This is a genomic window from Streptomyces sp. NPDC104096 (genome assembly GCF_055584385.1).
The window spans coordinates 1-19,095 of the sequence record NZ_JBVJMD010000040.1 but is presented as its reverse complement, the minus strand read 5'-3'; the positions used below and the strand labels follow the sequence as shown (position 1 = coordinate 19,095).

At 69.8% G+C, this 19,095-nt stretch carries 11 protein-coding genes; 8 read left to right on the top strand and 3 right to left on the bottom strand.

The window, feature by feature from the left end; translation table 11 throughout:
* The first annotated feature begins 171 nt into the window (after window positions 1–171).
* The 4 genes from ACZ60B_RS30580 (at window position 172) to ACZ60B_RS30565 (ending at window position 11,719) form a co-directional block, all read left to right on the top strand.
* Window positions 172–8,433, top strand: coding sequence for a ricin-type beta-trefoil lectin domain protein (locus ACZ60B_RS30580; protein ID WP_469392717.1), 8,262 nt, complete (start codon window positions 172–174; stop codon window positions 8,431–8,433).
* A gap of 159 nt (window positions 8,434–8,592) precedes the next feature.
* A complete protein-coding gene (locus ACZ60B_RS30575; protein ID WP_469392606.1) occupies window positions 8,593–9,063 on the top strand; it encodes a hypothetical protein in 471 nt (156 codons plus the stop codon).
* A 417-nt stretch (window positions 9,064–9,480) separates the two neighbouring features.
* Complete coding sequence (locus ACZ60B_RS30570; RefSeq protein WP_469392604.1) at window positions 9,481–9,846, top strand: hypothetical protein; 366 nt, start codon at window positions 9,481–9,483, stop codon at window positions 9,844–9,846.
* A gap of 421 nt (window positions 9,847–10,267) precedes the next feature.
* Window positions 10,268–11,719 (top strand): NCS2 family permease, encoded by a 1,452-nt coding sequence (locus ACZ60B_RS30565; protein ID WP_469392602.1) that lies wholly within the window; start codon window positions 10,268–10,270, stop codon window positions 11,717–11,719.
* A 43-nt stretch (window positions 11,720–11,762) separates the two neighbouring features.
* On the opposite strand, the gene ACZ60B_RS30560 is transcribed toward ACZ60B_RS30565, so the two are convergent.
* The 3 genes from ACZ60B_RS30560 to ACZ60B_RS30550 all read right to left on the bottom strand — a co-directional run bounded on the left by ACZ60B_RS30560 (window position 11,763) and on the right by ACZ60B_RS30550 (window position 14,553).
* The gene (locus ACZ60B_RS30560; protein WP_469392600.1) at window positions 11,763–13,217 is read right to left on the bottom strand and encodes a peptidoglycan D,D-transpeptidase FtsI family protein; all 1,455 of its coding nucleotides are present in this window, start codon (window positions 13,215–13,217) and stop codon (window positions 11,763–11,765) included.
* An 89-nt stretch (window positions 13,218–13,306) separates the two neighbouring features.
* Window positions 13,307–13,774, bottom strand: coding sequence for a GNAT family N-acetyltransferase (locus ACZ60B_RS30555; protein ID WP_469392598.1), 468 nt, complete (start codon window positions 13,772–13,774; stop codon window positions 13,307–13,309).
* A 5-nt stretch (window positions 13,775–13,779) separates the two neighbouring features.
* Window positions 13,780–14,553 (bottom strand): IclR family transcriptional regulator, encoded by a 774-nt coding sequence (locus tag ACZ60B_RS30550; RefSeq protein WP_152892745.1) that lies wholly within the window; start codon window positions 14,551–14,553, stop codon window positions 13,780–13,782.
* Between the two features lie 143 nt (window positions 14,554–14,696).
* Between ACZ60B_RS30550 and ACZ60B_RS30545 the strand changes: the two genes are divergently transcribed.
* The 4 genes from ACZ60B_RS30545 (at window position 14,697) to ACZ60B_RS30530 (ending at window position 19,044) form a co-directional block, all read left to right on the top strand.
* Complete coding sequence (locus ACZ60B_RS30545; protein WP_469392595.1) at window positions 14,697–16,226, top strand: aldehyde dehydrogenase (NADP(+)); 1,530 nt, start codon at window positions 14,697–14,699, stop codon at window positions 16,224–16,226.
* Between the two features lie 154 nt (window positions 16,227–16,380).
* Window positions 16,381–16,989, top strand: coding sequence for a DUF1349 domain-containing protein (locus ACZ60B_RS30540; RefSeq protein ID WP_392622020.1), 609 nt, complete (start codon window positions 16,381–16,383; stop codon window positions 16,987–16,989).
* Between the two features lie 178 nt (window positions 16,990–17,167).
* On the top strand, window positions 17,168–17,893 hold the full coding sequence (locus tag ACZ60B_RS30535; RefSeq protein WP_469392591.1) for a DsbA family oxidoreductase: 726 nt from the start codon (window positions 17,168–17,170) through the stop codon (window positions 17,891–17,893).
* A 98-nt stretch (window positions 17,894–17,991) separates the two neighbouring features.
* Complete coding sequence (locus ACZ60B_RS30530; protein ID WP_469392589.1) at window positions 17,992–19,044, top strand: aminotransferase class V-fold PLP-dependent enzyme; 1,053 nt, start codon at window positions 17,992–17,994, stop codon at window positions 19,042–19,044.
* Window positions 19,045–19,095 lie beyond the last annotated feature (51 nt).

The window sequence follows — 19,095 nt, the reverse complement described above, 5'->3', positions numbered from 1 at the left end:
CTTCTTTGTCTGTTTTTGGCCGGTGACATAACTAACACGGGCCCGATGAGTCTTGACGGCGATCTTCACGTTGTCTTTATTTTCGTGCTTGACCTGTAGATCAACTCCCACCAAGTGCCACCGCTTCGGACGGTTTTGATGGGCTGTCACGAAGGAAGAGCCAACTTGACCGTGCGTACGGTGCTGTCCTGGTGCGGCAGGGGTTCGCTGGCGAGATCGCCTCGTGAACGCCTGGTCCGCCGCAGAGCAAGGGTCGGCGTCGTCGCCGGGCTGGTTCTCGCCCTCAACGTCACACTGCTGCCCGACGCCGTCGCGTTCGGTCCCGACGTCCCCCGTACGGCGGTCGAGCTCGCGGACCTCCAGGAGACGGACGCCGTCCCGGTCGACGAGAAACTGACCGACGATCTCGAGGAGCTCTCCGGTTCCGCCGCGACCGATCCCCAGCAGGCGTACGCGCCCGCGGCGGTCGCCGAGGTACCCCAGGCCTCCGGCACCAAGGCCGTCGACAACCTGACCGCGGGCGGCACGACCGAGGTCGCGAAGTCGACCGACGGCACGATGTCCATCGGCGTCGGCGCCCCCGACGGTGCCACCCCCGCCGAGGCCGACGCGCTCGAAGGCCAGTGGAGCGTCGCCGCCGCACCCGAGGCCGACGCCGTCGCGAACGGTGCCCAGGGCTTCCTGCTCGCGGTCGACGCCCCCGCCACCGCCACCGGTGACGCGGTCGTCTCCATCGACGCCACCAAGCTCGCCGAGACCTACAGCGCCCAGTGGCTCGACCGGCTCTCCTTCACCCTGATGCCGGCCTGCTACGCCGACACCCCAGACCTGGAGGAGTGCTCCACCGGCATCCCGGTGACCACCGAGGTCGAGCGCACCGGCTCCACCGTCACCGTGCCGGTGGACGCCGGAGACTCCTCGGGCTCCGAGGCCGACACCGGCGAGGACAGCGCCTCCGACGAGGTCACGGGCGACACCGACACCACCATCGACGTACCCGAGACCCTGGTCAACGTCACCCTGGACACCGCCGACCTGCACTCGGTCGCCGCCGGGCAGTCCACCACGAACACCGCGGTGAGCACGGACGCCGGCCACGTCGACTCCGCGGTCTGGCACGAGAGCGCGGCCGACGCCGTCCAGCAGATCGCCTCCTCCTCCGGCGGCGGCCTCCTCGTGGGCAGCTCCTACGGTGCCGGCGCGGGCGGCGACTTCTCCGCCAGCCCGATCGTCTCGGCGGGTTCCTGGACCGCGGGCGGCTCCTCCGGCGCCTTCAGCTACTCCTACACGATGGCCGCCCCGCAGGTCCCCTCCGGCCCGACGCCCAACGTCACCCTCAGCTACAACTCGCAGACCTCGGACGGCCGTACGTCGTCCACCAACAACCAGGTCTCGTGGGTCGGCGAGGGCTGGGACTACAACCCCGGCGCCATCACCCGCACCTTCGTGGGCTGCGCCGCCGACACCGCCGACGCCAACAACGCCAAGCACTTCACCGGCGACCAGTGCTGGGGCTCGTCCAACGCGGTCCTCTCCCTGAACGGCACCACCACCGAGCTGGTGCGCGACGACACCACCAAGGAGTGGAAGGGCGCGCGCGGCGAGAACATGCGCGTCGAGCTGCTGACCGAGGCCGACTACAAGAAGGTCATCGCCGACGCGACGGGCGTGTCGGCATCGGACGTCACCTACAGCTCCAACAACGGTGACGACAACGGTGAGTTCTGGCGCGTCACCACCGACGACGGCACCCAGTACTTCTTCGGTCTGAACCGGCTCCCGGGCTGGTCCTCCGGCAAGGCCGAGACCAAGTCGGTGCTGAACGTGCCGGTCGCCGGCAACCACTCCGAGGACCCCTGCCACGCCACGAAGTTCGAGGACTCCTTCTGCGACCAGGGCTGGCGCTTCCAGCTCGACTACGTCGTGGACACCAACGGCAACGCGATGTCGCTGTGGTGGGAGAAGGAGAAGAACGCCTACGCGCGCAACATGAAGGAGGCCAAGGCGGTCGAGTACGACCGCGGCGGCTACCTCTCCCACATCGACTACGGCCAGCGCGCCACCACCCTCTTCTCCGCCGAGCCGCTCGGCCGGGTCAGGTTCAACGCCGCCGAGCGCTGCTTCGACGACCCCGCCCTGAACGTGGCGTGCTCGAACAGCAACTTCGACTCCAAGCAGTCCGACCGGACCCGGCCCTGGTTCGACACCCCCGCCGACCTGGCCTGCGCGACCGGCAAGAAGTGCTCCACGTACGCGCCGACGTTCTGGTCCCGCAAGCGCCTCGCCTCCGTCGACGCCTGCACCCAGCGCGAGCAGGGCGTGACGCTGACCGAGTACTCCTCGGACGCCGACGGCAACGAGACCGGCCAGCGCAACGCCTGCGGTCTGGAGGGTGACTCGGCGAGCACGACCTCGCTGTCGAAGGTCGACTCCTGGGGCCTGAAGCAGTCCTTCCCGTGGAACCTCACCGGGGAGTACACCGCGCTCTGGCTGGAGTCCATCACCCGCACCGGCTACGCCGTGGACGGCTCCACCAGCCGGCTGAACCCGGTCTCCTTCGGCCACAACGAGAACGCGCTGCCCAACCGGGTCAAGAAGAACTCCTCCGACACCGACCCGCTGTTCGCGCGGCTGCGCATCCAGGACGTCGTCTCCGAGTACGGCGGCCGCACGCACGTCGAATACAAGGCGCCCGAGGGCAAGTGCCTCACCGGCGCCACCCGGCCGGCGATCGACGAGAACCACTCCCTCTGCTACCCGGCGTACTGGCACGCCGACGGTGAGCTGGAGGACAAGCGGATCTCCTGGTTCCATAAGTACGTCATCGACAAGGTGACCGAGTTCCCGCGTCTCGCCGACGCGCAGAACATCGTGACGACGTACGACTACGCCACCGACAGCGACGCCGTCGACGGCGCGCTGTGGGCCAAGAGCCAGTCGGAGTTCTCGCGCCCCAAGAAGCGCACCTGGGACGACTTCCGCGGCTACCCGGTCGTCACCACGACCACCGGCGCCACGGACGCGAACGAAGGCAGCGTCGCCTCCAAGTCCGTCACCCGCTACTTCCGCGGCATGAACGACGACGTCGTCGCCGACGAGACCCCGGAGAAGTCCTCCGACGACGTCAAGCGCTCCGTCGTGACGACCGACATCACCGGCGCGACCCTGGCGACCGACCGCAAGGCGTACGCCGGCATGGTCGCCGAGTCGCTCACCTACCCCGACACGTCGGCCGACACCGCCACCGGCTGGATCGCCCGCACGATCAACATCCCCGACGCCCCGGTCCGGCTGGCCACCCGCAACCGCACCGACGGCCCGGACGTGGTCTCCGAGCGCGTCACGCTCGGCAGGACGACGACCATCTCCAAGGCCTCGGTCAAGGGACCGGACGGCTCGTACCTGCGCACGGTGACCTCCGAGACCGAGTACGACCCCACGTACGGCCTGCCGACGAAGGTCAAGGACTACGGCGACACGGCCGTCTCCGGCGACGAGTCGTGCACCGCCACCTCGTACGTGCACAACACGTCCGGCACGAATTACCTGATCGGCCTGGTCGCCCGGACCGTCACCACCAGCGGCACCAGCACCTGCTCCACCGACCTGTCCAGCGCCACCGGCTCCACGCTGGTCACCGGCTCGCGCATGTACTACGACGGCGCGACCTCCTCCACCGCCACGCCCACCAAGGGCCTGGTGACGAAGACGGAGGCGCCGACCGGCGCCGGCACCGGCTGGGAGACCAGCAACCCCGAGTCGCGCACCGAGTACGACCCCACCGGCCGCGTCACGAAGGTCACCGACCCCACGGGCGTGGTCAACAAGACGACGTACCTCCCCGACAGCGGCCAGGTCTACACGATCGAGACGATCACCGGCAGCAAGGTCGTCGACGGGACCGAGACCGGCTTCAAGGACACCACCGTCCTGGAGCCCGGCCGCGGGGTCACCATCAGGTCGACCGACGCCAACAACCGGGTCGAGTCCTACGAGTACGACCCGCTGGGCCGCGCCGTCGCCGCCTGGGACGCCACCCAGACCGCCACCGACGACCCGACCGTCAAGTACACGTACAACATCGACCCGAAGAAGCCGGTGTCGGTGGTGGCGGAGTCCCTCTCCGACAACCCCAGCACCGCGGCGGGCGACGGGACGTACGAGTCCTCCACCACGATCTACGACGGTCTCGGCCGCGAACGGCAGACCCAGACCCCGGCGGTCGACGGCGGCCGGCTGATCACCGACACGCTCCACAACAACGCCGGTCAGGTCCGCTACACCCGCAACGCGTACTACATGGAGGGCGACCCGGACACCGAACTGGTCGTCCCGGCCTCCGAGTCGCTGGTCCCCAACGCGACCTCGTACACGTACGACGGCCTGGGCCGCGTGCTCACGGTCACGCCGGTGCACAGCTCCTTCGCGCAGACGGGCGCGACGTACTACAAGAGCGACGGCTCGGTGGCGCACAAGAGCCAGGACCGCCGCACCCGTTACGAGTACGGCCTCGACTACACGGTGATCCGCCAGCCCCAGGGCACGCCCGCCTCCCGGGTGTGGACCGACGCGCTGGGCCGCACGACGCAGCAGGACACCTTCAGCGACGCCTCGCTGACCGAGGCCGGCGCGATCAGCACGACGTACGACTACGACCTGCGCGGTGACATGGTCACCAGCACCGACGACGTCGGCAACACGCGGACGTGGAAGTACGACGCGCTGGGCCGGGTCACCGACACGACCGACCCGGACGCCGGGGCTGCCCACACCGACTACGACGCCTACGGCCGTGTCGACAAGGCGACCGACGCCCGCGGTCAGACCGTCTCGTACACCTACGAGCGGCTGAACCGCGTCGAGCAGGTCAAGGTCACCCCGAAGGGCTCCACCACCTCCACCCTCGCGCAGACGTACGCCTACGACGGCGCGACCGGCGGCAAGGGCCAGCTCGCCTCGGCGACCCGCTACACCGACGGCAAGGCGTACACCACCACGATCGGCGGCTACACCTCCGACTACCAGCCCACGGACATGACCACGGCCCTGCCGCCGGGGTCCACCGCGGGCCTGACCGCCGACGGCTTCGCCACCCAGTACAAGTACACGTACAAGTACAACGCCGACGGCCAGCTGGAGACGTACACGGCGCCGGCGGCCGGCGGCCTCGACGCCGAGGACGTCGTCACCCGCTACAACAAGGCCGGCCTGCCGATCTCGGTCTCCGGCAAGAACTGGTACGCCACCGAGGCCTCCTACTCCCCCTACGGCCAGGTGCTCCGCTCCACCACCGGTGAGCAGGGCCACCGGCTGTGGCAGGAGAACACCTTCAACGAGTCCACCGGTGAGCTGCTGACCAGCAGGCTCGTGCGGGAGAGCGCCACCGACACCACCGTCGTCCCCGGCAGTGAGGTCAGCAAGCGCTCCTACGCCTACGACCCGTCGGGCAACGTCCTGTCCGTCGCGGACAAGACGGGCACCGCGACCGACCAGCAGTGCTTCAAGTACGACGTGCTCGGCCAGCTGAAGGAGGCGTGGACGACGCCGGGCGGCGGCGCCTGCACCGCCTCCGGCAAGACCACCGCCGAGCCGGTCTACACCGACGGCAAGGTCAACGTCTCGTCCAACGGCGACGGTTACTGGCAGTCGTACGACTACGACGCCCTCGGCAACCGCACCAGGAAGACGGCCTACAAGGCCGACCCGACCTTCGCCTCCGGGGTGCGCGACACCAAGGGCGACGTCGTCACCGACTACGCCTACGGCACCAGCGACACCGCGAAGAACGACCAGCCGCACACGCTGACCTCGTACACCACGAAGTCGACGACGGCGGCGGGCGCGGCGGTCACCACCCGCTCGACGCAGACCTACGACGCCGCGGGTTCGATGGAGACCCGCTCCACCGGCGGCGACACGGCCCAGACCATGACCTGGACCTGGGACGGCAAGGCCGAGTCCGTCACCGGCTTCGGCGCCGACGGCTCCGGGGCCTGGATCGGCGTCGGCGACCTCTGCATGGACCTCTCGGGCGGGACCGCCACGGCCGGCACCGCCATCCAGATCTACGTCTGCAACGGCAACAAGTCGCAGCAGTTCCGCTTCAAGGCCACCGACACCGACAGCAACGGCACGGTCGAGGACGCGACGATCGGCCAGCTCATCGTGGGCGGGCAGTGCTTCCAGCCGGGCAGCGCCACCGCGGGTTCGGCCGTCGTCATCCAGGCCTGTGACAAGGGCACGGCGGCGACGCAGCGCTGGCAGACCCTGAGCACCGGCCAGGTCAAGTACGTCACGAGCACCTCGACGAACCTGTGCCTGTCGGCCCCGGCGACGACGGTCGGCACCGACCTCACCCTGGCGACCTGCAACTCCACCGTCGCCGGACAGATATGGAAGCCCGCGTCCAAGACGACGTACGTCTACGACGCGATGGGCAACCGGCTGCTGGAGCGCACCAGCGCCGGCGCGATCCTGAACCTTCCCGACACCAAGGTCTCGCTGACCACGGCCGGCAAGGTCCGTTACGTCGAGCGCACGTACGCCGGCATCGGCGGCCCGTCGGTGACCCGGTTCCGCGAGGGCGCCAACAACACGGCCGGCGTCAGCGAGCACCTGTTCGCCCAGGCGACCGACCTCAACGGCACCCCGCTGGCGGAGGTCCGCCTGGACGGCGGGATGCAGGTCCGGGTGCAGAAGAGGGACCCGTGGGGCGAGGAGCGTGCGGTGAGCATGCCCATGCGCACGCACACCGGGTTCCACACGGGTGACGACGACGTGGAGACGGGCCTGACCCATATGGGCGCCCGCGAGTACGACCCGGGCACGGGCCGCTTCATCTCGGCGGACCCGGTCCTGGACGACAGCGACCCGCTCCAGGCCAACGGCTACTCGTACGCGAACAACAACCCGGTGACGCACTCGGACCCCTCGGGTCTGACGTCCTCCGCCTCCAGCTTCGACGCCTCGATCGCGGCGCTGGACGCGAAGATCGCCGAGTACCAGAAGACCCTGGGCCGCTCCATCGGCGACGTGATCCTCGCGACCGGCTGGGCCGTGTTCAAGGAGTTCATCGGCTGGAACGACGTCGTCGGCTGCTTCACCCAGGGCGACCTGTGGGCCTGCGGAAGCCTCCTGATGGACGCCATCCCGTGGACCTCGGTCTTCTCCAAGGGCAAGAAGATGTGGCGCGCCTTCAAGGGCACCATGAGCGCGGTCAAGGCGTTCAAGGCGGCCAAGCGCGTGGCCGAGATCGGCCTGAAGGCGGCGAAGGCGGCCAAGGCCGCGCTGATCAAGGCGAAGAAGGCGGCGGAAGCAGCCGCGGCAGAAGCCAAACGAAAAGCCCGAGCAGCAGCCAAACGCGCAGCCGAGGCAGCCAAGAAGAAGTCCCATACGGGCTCGAAGGGTGCCCGGGGCAACCCGGTTCAGACCAAGGCACGCACGCAGGCCCAGTCCAAGGGCTCGAAGGGCGGCGGCAAGGCGGAGGAGAAGTCCGGCGGTTCGAGGGACGGGTCCGGCAAGGAGGACTCGGGCGGCGGCGGCTCGGAGCCGGCCCCGTCCTGCACGACCAACAGTTTCACGCCCGAGACCCGGGTCCTGATGGCCGACGGTTCCACCAAGGCGATCAAGGACGTCAAGGCTGGCGACAAGGTCTTGGCGACCGACCCGGAGACCGGCGAGACGCGGGCACAGACGGTCACCGCCGAGATCCTCGGCAAGGGCGTCAAGCATCTGGTCAAGGTCACCGTCGACGTCGACGGCAAGAAGGGCTCGAAGACCGCCGAGGTCACTGCGACCGACAAGCACCCCTTCTGGGTCCCCGAGCTCGGCGACTGGATCGACGCGACCGACCTCAAGGCGGGCGAGTGGCTGCGCACCAGCGCCGGCACGCTGGTCCAGATCACGGCGGTCGAGCGTTGGACCGTGCAGGACGCCACGGTCCACAACCTCACCGTCAGCATGGTGCACACGTACTACGTGCTCGCGGGTAGTGCGCCCCTCCTCGTGCACAACTGTCTCGAGGACAACATCTCGGAAGCCATGGACGGTCTCGGCGACCACGTCACCAGCGCCGTGCCGACAGACGCCAACGGTTCCGTGATCGGTTCGGAGTTCAGAAGCGGCAACGACGCGGCTCAGCGTCGCGCCAACGGCATGCTTCAGCAGGCCAGCGGCCGCAACGTCCAGTGGGACGCCGCGGCACACGCGGAGCCGAAGGTTGCTCTCTGGATGAATGACGAGGGCATCGACTTTGCGAATATCGTCATCAACAACCACTACGTCTGCGGTGGCGCTGGAGGGCAGGGCTGCGTGAACATCCTTCCGCATGTCCTCGAAAGCGGACGGTCGGTAAATGTCTGGTACCGCGACCTGCAAGGAGTCCTGCGGAATACCGGACTGATACACGGCAGGGCTCCGAGGAGAAGCCCATAGGTGACCGCTCGGCCCGAACTCTTCGCCCGATAGGATGGATGTACACGCCGGAGAAAGGGAACGATTACCGTGGCGATGCGATGTGGAGCGCTCGGCGAGACCGAACGGGCCCAATGGTCCGCGAGTCCGCTTGAAACGGTGGGGCCTCTTCGCTTCGGGATGACCCGTGACGAAGTGGAAGAGGCGCTGCGCCCGATTGCGGTGAGGGCCTTCGAGACAGGCGGTGTTCCCGGATCGAGCGGTGGTGTCGTGTTTGACCTCCTCGAGGCGGCACCCCTGGCGCCGGCCTCGGTGTTGTCAACGTATTACGACACGTCCGATCTGCTGGCCTGTGTGGCGATCGATGCACGCAACGGTCCGCAGGTCGTTCTGGCTGGCATGCGATGGGTGGGACGGGTACCGTCCGAACTGGAAGACCAGTTCATCGATTATCTGGAGGCACGCGACCGGATGGTGACGTATAACCAGCACGGGGATTCCTCCTGCAATGTGCTGGGTGTCGTGGCGCGGGCCCAGCGCGTGGACGACGTGGTGCTGAGCCGTCCGGTTTTCGTCTCACGTGAATGGTCCGACCGCTGTGGCGACGTTTCGGAAGGCCCCGTCCCGCAAAGTGAGTGGCAAGTTCGCTGAAGAACTGGTCGGTCTCCCGGGCGAGCGGATTCAACACTCTCGTAAACGGGCGCTCGCACGATTGAGCCGTAAGGCGGGGGACCGGTGCAAGATGCCGCTCGGGGTGTCGCTCTCGCGGAGGTGGAACGTGGCGGGTGCGGGTTCGAGGTGGTTGTTGCCGCAGGACCCGCCGGAGGGATGACGTCTGCCAGTTGTCCAGGGTGGTCACGGCTCGCCTCGCAGTCCTTCGCCAGCCTGTTGAGCAAGTCGTGCGACCAGGTCGGGTCCAGTCATTCCGCCTCCGACCTGAGCTTCGGAGTCCTGGAATCCCTGGACGCCGCCCTGCGGACCACCGACCCGGGTACCGCCGCGGTCTTCGGGCAGTTTGCCGACTCGTGCCTGGCGGATCCCCAGGCCCGGCAGATGTGGAGGGGCCTGATGACGGCAACGCAGTACTTCTGGCGGAACTCGTTCGCCGAGGAAGGGCGTGAGGAGAGCCGCGAGGAGGGGCGTGTCCAGAAGGGGGTCGAGATGCCCCTGAACATCCTTGCGGGGTGCGGTGTTCCGGTTCCCGATTCCGTCCGCTCCCGGGTGGAGACGTGCGCCGACGGAGAACTTCTCGACCTCTGGGCGCGTCGTGCCCTGCAGGTGGACGACGCGGAAGACCTCTTCCGGGACTGCGGCGTCGCCGACGACCGTGCCCACGGGTGGTTTCCTCTCGGTGCGGCTTGCGGCTTGCGGCTTGCGGCTTGCGGCGTCCTGCGGAGACGTCGGGCGTGCCACCCGGATGACAGGGGCGCCTGACGCGGGGGACGGGAGCCGGGAGTGTGGCAGTGGTCGACTGCCGCTTGCGTGCGGGACTTCGAACTTCGTTGACCCAGGCGGCCGACCGCCGACCGGGACCACCGGGACCCCCTCAGCGGTACAAGCTGAATGCTCGATGGCAGTGCACGTAAGCATGCGCTGCCATCGGCCTTTTTGGGCAACGGGGTTCAAGGTGTCGAGACGGCCTTGTTCGGTCGGCGATGGTCTCGGGGTACAGAAGGGGGCCTTGAAGGCGTAGGTGTGTAGCTGCGCTCAACCGTCGTATATGTGTGGGGCTTCGGGCGCGTGTGGTCGCTCCAGTCTGATTCCGTAACACGAAGAAAACCTGAAAGTGCTTGGAGAGGGGAACAATCCAGCCAGCATCCGCACACCGAGCACGCAGGCAACGAGGAGAATCGCCATGTCCGAAGCGCAGAAGGTCGACAACCGGCCAAGTGCCGCACCACCGGCGGCAGGTGGGGTCGACGGGTTCTTCAAGATATCCGCCAGAGGCTCCAGCATCGGCCGGGAGATACGCGGCGGCTTCGCCACGTTCTTCACCATGGCCTACATCCTCGTCCTGAACCCCATCATCCTCGGCAGCGCCAAGGACAAGTTCGGGCACACGCTCGACACCGGCCAACTGGTCACCGCCACCGCGCTGGTGGCGTGCGTGATGACCGTCATCATGGGGATCGGCGGCAATCTTCCGCTCGCCATCGCCGCGGGCCTCGGCCTCAACGCCGTCGTCGCCTTCCAGATCGCCCCGCTGATGAGCTGGGACGACGCGATGGGCCTCGTCGTCCTCGAAGGCGTCCTGATCTGCGTCCTGGTGCTCACCGGCCTCCGGGAAGCGATCATGAACGCGATCCCGCAGCAGCTCAAGCAGGCGATCGGCGTCGGCATCGGCCTGTTCATCGCGTTCATCGGCTTCGTGGACGCCGGGTTCGTCAGCCGCATCCCGGACGCGGCGAACACCACCGTGCCCGTGCAGCTCGGCGCCGTCGGCCGGCTCACCGGCTGGCCCGTCCTGGTCTTCTGCCTCGGTGTGCTGCTCACCATCGCGCTGCTCGCGCGCAAGGTGAAGGGCGCCATCCTCATCAGCATCGTGACCATGACCGTCGTCGCGATCGTCATCGACGCCGTCGCCGACATCAAGAGCTGGGGACTCACCACCCCCAAGGTGCCGGACAAGATCGTCGACAGCCCGGACTTCGGCCTCGTCGGTCACTTCAGCCTGTTCGGCGGCTTCGCCGAGGCCGGTGCGCTCACCGCGGTCCTGCTGGTCTTCACCCTGGTCCTGTCGGACTTCTTCGACGCCATGGGCACCATCGTCGGGATCAGCGCCGAGGCGGGGCTGCTCGACGAGCAGGGGCAGGTGCCGGGCATCGGCCGGGTGCTGTTCATCGACGGCGCCGCCGCCGTCGCGGGCGGGCTGGGCTCCGCCTCCTCCAACACCGCCTACATCGAGTCCGCGGCGGGCGTCGGCGAGGGCGCTCGCACCGGCTTCGCCAACCTGGTCACCGGCGGCCTGTTCGGTCTCGCGCTCTTCCTCACCCCGCTGCTGACCATCGTCCCGCTCCAGGCCGCGGCGCCCGCGCTGATCGCGGTCGGGTTCCTGATGATGACCCACGTCAAGCACATCGACTGGGACAAGTTCGAGATCGCGATCCCGGCGTTCCTGACCATCGTCGCGATGCCGTTCACGTACTCCATCACCGACGGCATCGGCGCCGGTTTCCTCGCCTACGTCGTCATCAAGACGGTGCTGGGCAAGGCCAAGGAGGTCAACTGGCTGCTGTGGGCCGTCTCGGCGCTGTTCCTGGTGTACTTCGCGATCGATCCCGTGGAGCAGCTCCTCGGGGTCAAGTAGGACCGGCGGGGGCGGCCCGGCCGGACCGCCCCCTGCCCGGCCGCTACTTGAGCGCCGCCTTCATCGTCGCCCTGGCCACCGGCGCGGCCAGCCCGTTGCCGCTGACCTCCGAGCGGGCCGCGTCCGACTGCTCGACCACGACCGCCACGGCGACCTCCTCGCCGGTCGAGTCGGACGTGCCGTACGACGTGAACCAGGCGTACGGCGTCTTGCTGTTGTTCTCGCCGTGCTGGGCCGTGCCCGTCTTGCCGCCCACGGTCACCCCGTCGATGAGGGCGTTCGTGCCGGTGCCCTGCTCGACGACCGTCTGCATCGCCGACCGGAGCTGCTTGGCGGTGGCGGAGCCGACGACCTGGGTGCCGGTCGCCTCGTCGTCGTAGTTCTTCAGCACGTCGCCGCCGCCGTCGGTGATCTGCGCGACCATGTGCGGCGAGACCAGCTTCCCGTCGTTGGCGATGGCCGCGGACACCATGGCCATCTGGAGCGGGGTCGCGGTGACGTCGAACTGGCCGATGCCCGACAGGGCCGTCTGCGCCTCGTCCATGCCCGACGGGTACACGCTGGCGTAGGCCCGGACCGGGACGTCCTGGGTGTCGTCGTCGAAGCCGAACTTCTCCGCCATGGCCCGGACCTTGTCCTGCCCGAGCTGCACGGCCATGTGCCCGAAGACGTTGTTGCAGGAGTACTGCAACGCGACCCGGATCGTGGCGTCCGCGCACGGCGCCGAGGCGTTCTCGTTCCTCAGGGGCGTGCTGGTCCCGGGCAGGGTGTACGGGGCGGGGTTGTCGGTGTGCTGGTCCACCGACGTGTACAGCCCGTTCTCCAGCGCGGCGGCCGCCACCACCAGCTTGAAGGTCGAGCCCGGCGGCAGCGGCTGGCGCAGCGCCCGGTTGGTCAGCGGCTTCTCGGCGTCGGCGGTGAGCCGCTGCCACGCCGTCCCCGCGGTGTTGGCGTCCGTGAGCGACGAGGGGTCGTACGACGGAGTCGACACGACCGCCAGGATCCGGCCGGTCCTCGGGTCGATCGCGACGGCCGCGCCCTTGTTGTCGCCGAGCGCCCGGTACGCCGCCTTCTGCACGGCGGGGTCGATCGTCGTGATCACGTTCCCGGGATCCGCGCGCTTGTCGGTGACGGTGTCCATGACCGTCCGCAGGCGGTCGTCCGTGCCGTTGAGGAGGTCCTGGTAGACGCCCTCGAGCTGGGTCGGCGCGTAGCTCTGCGAGGCGTAGCCGGTCACCGCCGCGTACAGCTCGCCGTCCGTGTAGGTGCGTCGGTAGCGGAGATCTCCGTCCTTCGTCCGTGCCGAGCCGGTGATCGCCTCACCGGCCACGACGATGTTCCCGAGCGGATCCGCGTACGTCGTGATCGCGTTGCGCCGGTTGTCCTTGTCGTCCGCGAGTGCCTGGCCCTCGTAGAACTGCACCCATGTCGCCCTGACCAGCAGAGCGAACACGAGGAGCAGCGCGAAGACCGACGCCCGCCTGATCGTCTTGTTCATCCCGCTCGGACAGACGAACGGGCGGAGGGGAACAGTTCCCATCCGTCCGGTTTCTCATCGTATGTTCATACAGGGCGACGCCTGCCGTCTCAGTCGCGCAGCGTCAGCACGATCTCGGCGATCTCCTCGCCGCGCGCGTGGGCGAAACCGGTGGCCCGGGCGCTCTCGCGGAAGCCGCACTTGCGCAGCACCCGCAGCGACCCCTCGTTGTCCGCCGCCGCCCGCGCGTACAGCGGGCGCTCGCTCACCTCCGCGAGCAGGAGCCGCAGCGCGGCCGTGGCGATCCCGCGCCCCCAGTAGGCGCGGTCCACCCAGTACGTCACCTCGCGCTCGCCCGGTTCCCCGTACACCGAGGCGGTTCCGACGACGTCCCCGTCGACCAGCACCGTACGGACCAGCTCCCGGTCCCTTATCCGCCGCCACTTCGCCTCGAAGTCGTCGTGGTCGGCCGGGTCCTGAGGCGTGAACGCGGCCATCCGCAGGGACTCCGGGTCGTTCATCTGCCGGAAGAAGACCGCCAGATCACTGTCGTGCACCTTGCGCAGGGCGACTTCCATCGTGTCTAGAGCCTCCGGGTGGCGAGCGTCAGCCGGTCGCGGGCGTCGAACAGGGCGTCCTTCACGAGCTGCTCGTGGGCCGGGGTGAGCCGGGCCACCGGCACCGAGCAGCTGATCGCGTCCCGGGCCGGGGTGCGGTACGGGATGGCGACGCCGAAACAGCGCAGGCCCAGCGTGTTCTCCTCCCGGTCCACGGCGAAGCCCTGTTCCCGGACCTGGTGCAGTTCCTCGATCAGCTTCTCACGGTCCGTGATCGTGTGCTCGGTCAGCGCCGGGAGCGACTCGGGCAGCAACTTGCGGACCTGCTCGTCCGTGTACGTGCTCAGCAGCGCCTTGCCCAGGGAGGTGGAGTGGGCGGGCAGCCGGCGGCCGACCCGGGTGAAGGGGCGCAGGTAGTGCTGGGACTGACGGGTGGCGAGGTAGACGACGTTCGTGCCGTCGAGGCGGGCCAGGTGGATGGTCTCGGTGGTGTCGTCCGAGAGCCGGTCCAGGGTCGGACGGGCCGCCGCGACCACCTCGTCGCCGTCGATGTAGGAGGTGCCGACGAGCAGCGCGCGCACCCCGATGCCGTACCGCGTGCCCGTCGCGTCCGTCTCCACCCAGCCCAGTTCCACCAGCGTGCGCAGCAGCATGTACAGGCTGGACTTGGGGTAGCCGACGGCCTCCTGGACCGACGCGAGGGAGTGCATGCCGGGCCGTCCGGCGAAGTATTCCAGCAGCTCAACCGTCCGTACCGCGGACTTGACCTGCGCTCCGCCCCCCGTCTCGCCTGCCGACATCGCCCTTGACCCCTTCGTTCGACGGGAAATAGTCTCCGACAGCATATTCATCATCCGAGACGGTGTTCAGTATATCGAACGCCCTGGTGGATGACGTACATACTGCGGCATTGCATGCGGCATTCGATGTGGAGGGACCCGCGGTGGCAGCAGCACCAGTCTGGAGTGTCGACCCCCGAACCGGGAAGCAGCGTGAACAGGTTGCGGTGGCGGCCACGGCCCAGGAGGTGGACGCGGCCGTCCGCGCGGCACACGACGCGCGCGGCGCGCTCGCCGACCGCACCGTCCGCGCGGCCTTCCTGCGTGCCGCCGCCGCGCACCTGGAGGCGGCCCGGGACCAGCTCGTCGAGGCCGCCGACGCCGAGAGCGCGCTCGGTCCGGTCCGGCTGACCGGGGAGCTCGCCCGCACCTGCTTCCAGCTGCGGGCCTTCGCGGACATCGTCGACGAGGGCGCCTTCCTCGACGTGGTCATCAACCACCCCGACGACACCGCCACGCCGCCGATCCCGGACCTGCGCCGCTACAAGGTGCCGCTGGGCGTCGTCGCCGTCTACTCGGCGTCCAACTTCCCCTTCGCCTTCTCCGTCGCGGGCGGCGACACCGCGAGCGCGCTGGGCGCGGGCTGCCCGGTCGTGGTCAAGGCCCACCCCGACCATCCGGCGCTGTCCGAGCTGGTCGCCAGGGTGGTCCGCCGGGCCGCCGCGGAGCACGGCATCCCGGAGGGTGTGCTGGGCCTGGTGCACGGCTTCGAGGCCGGTGTCGAGCTCATCGAGCACCCGCTGGTGTCCGCCGCGGGCTTCACCGGTTCCGTCCGGGGCGGGCGCGCGCTGTTCGACGCGGCGGCCGCCCGGCCGGTGCCGATCCCCTTCCACGGCGAGCTCGGATCGCTGAACCCGGTCGTGGTGACCGAGGCCGCGGCCGTGGAGCGCGCCGAGGCCATCGGGGCCGGGCTCGCCGGGTCCATGACGCTCGGCGTCGGCCAGTTCTGCGTGAAGCCGGGGCTGGTGCTGGTGCCGGCCGGTGCCGCGGGCGACGGGCTGGTCAAGTCCCTCACGGACGCCGTCAGCGCCACCGAGGCCGGGGTCCTCCTCGACCACCGGATGCGCGACAACTTCGTCGCCGGGGTGGCCGAGCGGGCCGGGCTGGCGGACGTGGACTCCCCGGTGACCCCGGGCGCGGGCGGCGAGCACACGGTGAGCGCGGGCTTCCTGACCGTACCGGCGAGCAGGCTGACCGCCGAGAGCGAGTACGACCTGCTGCTGGAGGAGTGCTTCGGACCGGTCACCGTGGTGGCCCGCTACGAGGACGACGCCGAGGTGCGCGGAGTGCTGTCGCGGCTGCCGGGCAACCTGACCGCGACGGTCCAGCTGTCCGAGGGCGAGGCGGCGGGCGAGGGGCGCGGCGCGGAGATCCTCGCCGAATTGACCCCGCTCGCCGGCCGCGTGCTGGTCAACGGCTGGCCGACCGGGGTCGCGGTGGCACCGGCCCAGCACCACGGCGGCCCGTACCCGGCGACGACCTCGACGTCCACGTCGGTCGGCGGCACGGCCATCGAGCGCTGGCTGCGGCCCGTCGCCTACCAGAACGCGCCGGAGGCCCTGCTGCCGCCGGAGCTGAAGGACGACAACCCGCTGGGGCTGCCGCGCCGCTTCGACGGACGGCTGGAGCGGTAAGTCCCCTCTCGAGGTCCCGTACGGCCGCCGAGGGGGACCGTGCGCTCCCTCGGCGGCCGTACGGCCCCCGCCGCACGGCCGCCTGCCGACCCGGACACGACCCGGGACCCGGACCCCCCTCGGGTTCCTCCGGAGCACCTGAGAGAATCCGCCGATGGACGTCGAACTCCCCGAACTCCCTTTCTCCTTGCGCACCTACGGCCCCGACGGGCACTGGGCCTACGAGGACGGAATGCTCAGCGGATGGGCCGGACCCCGGCAGGACCGGTTCGTGTCGCCCACCGGCGAGGCGCTCGATCCCGCCACCGACGCACCCCGGCTGCTGGGGGCGCCGGAGGGCGACTTCCAGCTGATCGCCCGGGTCACGGTGGGTTTCGCCGCCGCCTTCGACGCCGGGGTGCTCTACGTCCACGTCGGCGAGCGGGCCTGGGCCAAGCTCTGCCTGGAGTACTCCCCGGACGTGCCCACCGTGTGCACGGTGGTCACCCTGGGGCACTCCGACGACGCCAACTCCTTCACGGTGGAAGGCAGTTCGGTCTGGCTGCGGGTGAGCAGGACCGGCCGAGCCTTCGCCTTCCACGCCTCGCGGGACGGCAAGCGCTGGACCTTCGTCCGGCTGTTCACCCTCGGCGGGGAGAAGGAGACGGGCGCCGCCCTGGTCGGCTTCATGTCGCAGTCGCCGATAGGGGAGGGCTGTGTCGTGACCTACGACCACATCGAGTTCCGGCCCGCCTGGCCGGACGACCTGCGGGACGGCAGCTGAGCCCGGAATCCCGGCAGTACGGGGGCCTGGGCAGCCCGGAATCCCGGTCGTGAAGGGGACCCGGGCAGCCCGGATCCCGGTCGTCCGGGGCGTGCGGGAATAGCGTGGGCTGTTTGAACGTTCACGCACCCGGCGGAGGGAGTCTCCGTACCCGTACGACCCGGAGAGAGCCGAAGACATGCGCGTCGAGATCTGGAGCGACATCGCCTGCCCATGGTGTTATGTCGGAAAAGCCCGTTTCGAGAAGGCGCTCGCGGCCTTCCCGCACCGTGACCAGGTCGAGGTCGTGCACCGCTCCTTCGAGCTGGACCCCGGGCGCGCCAAGGGCGACACCGTGGACGTGCTCACGATGCTCACCAAGAAGTACGGCATGAGCCAGGCCCAGGCCCAGGCCGGGGAGGACAACCTCGGCACCCAGGCCGCCGCCGAGGGGCTGGCGTACCGCACCCGGGACCGCGACCACGGCAGCACCTTCGACATGCACCGGCTGCTGCACTTCGCCAAGGAGCGGGGCCGCCAGGACGAGCTGCTCCAGATCCTGTACCGGGCCAACTTCGCCGAGGAGCGCTCCGTCTACACCGAGGGCGACGAGCGGCTGGTCGAGCTGGCCGTCGAGGCCGGACTGGACGGCGACGCGGCCCGTGAGGTGCTGGCGGACCCGGACCGCTACGCCGACGAGGTCCGCGCCGACGCGCGCGAGGCCGCCCAGCTCGGCGCGAACGGCGTGCCGTTCTTCGTCCTGGACCGCACCTACGGCGTCTCCGGCGCCCAGCCCGCGGAGGTCTTCACCCAGGCGCTGACCCAGGCGTGGGGCGAGCGTCCGGCGCTCAAGCCGGTCGGCGGCGCCGCCGGCACCGACGACGCGCAGTCCTGCGGTCCCGACGGGTGCGCGCTGCCGCAGTGACGAAAGCCCAGCTCGGGGCCCATCCATAAGCGTTCGTTGGCGGAACCCTCCAAGAACGCGCAATGGACGGTGACTTCACGGGACCGCAGAGTGGTCCCATGGAGAACTTCGAGAGCGTCGTCCGGGCCGAGTTCGAACCGAAGAACACCTTCCTCAACACCGCGAGCAGCGGGCTGCTCCCGGCCCGTACCGTGGCCGCCCTGGCCGAGGCGGCCCGCGTCCGGGCCGAGGGCAGACCGCTGACCTCGCTGCACACGGACGTGGAGGAGTCCCGGGCCGCGTTCGCCCGGCTGGCCGGTGTCCCGGTCACCCGGGTGGCCGCCGGCCCCTCGGTCGCCGCGCACACCGCGCTGGTCGCCGCCTCGCTGCCGGCCGGCGCCGAGGTGCTCACCGCCGAGGACGACTTCGCCTCCGTGGTGAACCCCTTCCACGTCCGCGGCGACCTCAAGGTGCGTGCCGTGCCGCTGGAGCGGCTCGCCGAGTCCGTCCGTCCCGGCACCGCGCTCGTCGCGGTCAGCGCCGCCCAGTCCGCCGACGGCCGGATCGCCGACCTGAGCGCGGTCGCCGAGGCGGCCCGGACGCACGGGGCGCGGACCTGCGTCGACTGGTCCCAGGCCGCCGGCTGGCTCCCGCTGGCCGCCGACGACTTCGACTACAGCGTCTCCATCTGCTTCAAGTGGCTGCTCGGCCCGCACGGGGCCGCCTTCCTCGTCGTGCCGGAGGACTTCGGCGGACTCACCCCGCTGCTGGCCGGCTGGGTCGCGGGGGAGCGGCCCTGGGACAGCTGCTACGGCCCCGTCGCCGAACTCGCCCACTCCGCCCGCCGGTTCGACGTCAGCCCCGCCCTGTTCAGCTACGCGGGACTGCGCCGGTCGCTCGCCCTGGTCGAGGAACTCGGCGTGGACGCCGTACACGCCCATGACCTCGCCCTCGCCGACCGCTTCCGCGCGGGTCTCGCGTCACTCGGCCGCGAACCGCTGCCCGCCCCCGGCTCGGCCATCGTGTCCGTGCCCGGACTGGGCCACATGCAGCCCGAGTTGAGCCGCGCGGGCATCGAGGTCTCCGACCGCGCGGGCAACCTGCGCGCATCCTTCCACCTGTACAACACCACCGCGGACGTGGACCGGCTGCTGGACGTCCTGTCCGGCTGAACCTCCGGCACCGGCCAGGGGGTCCGGGACGCCACGTCGGCGCCCCGGACC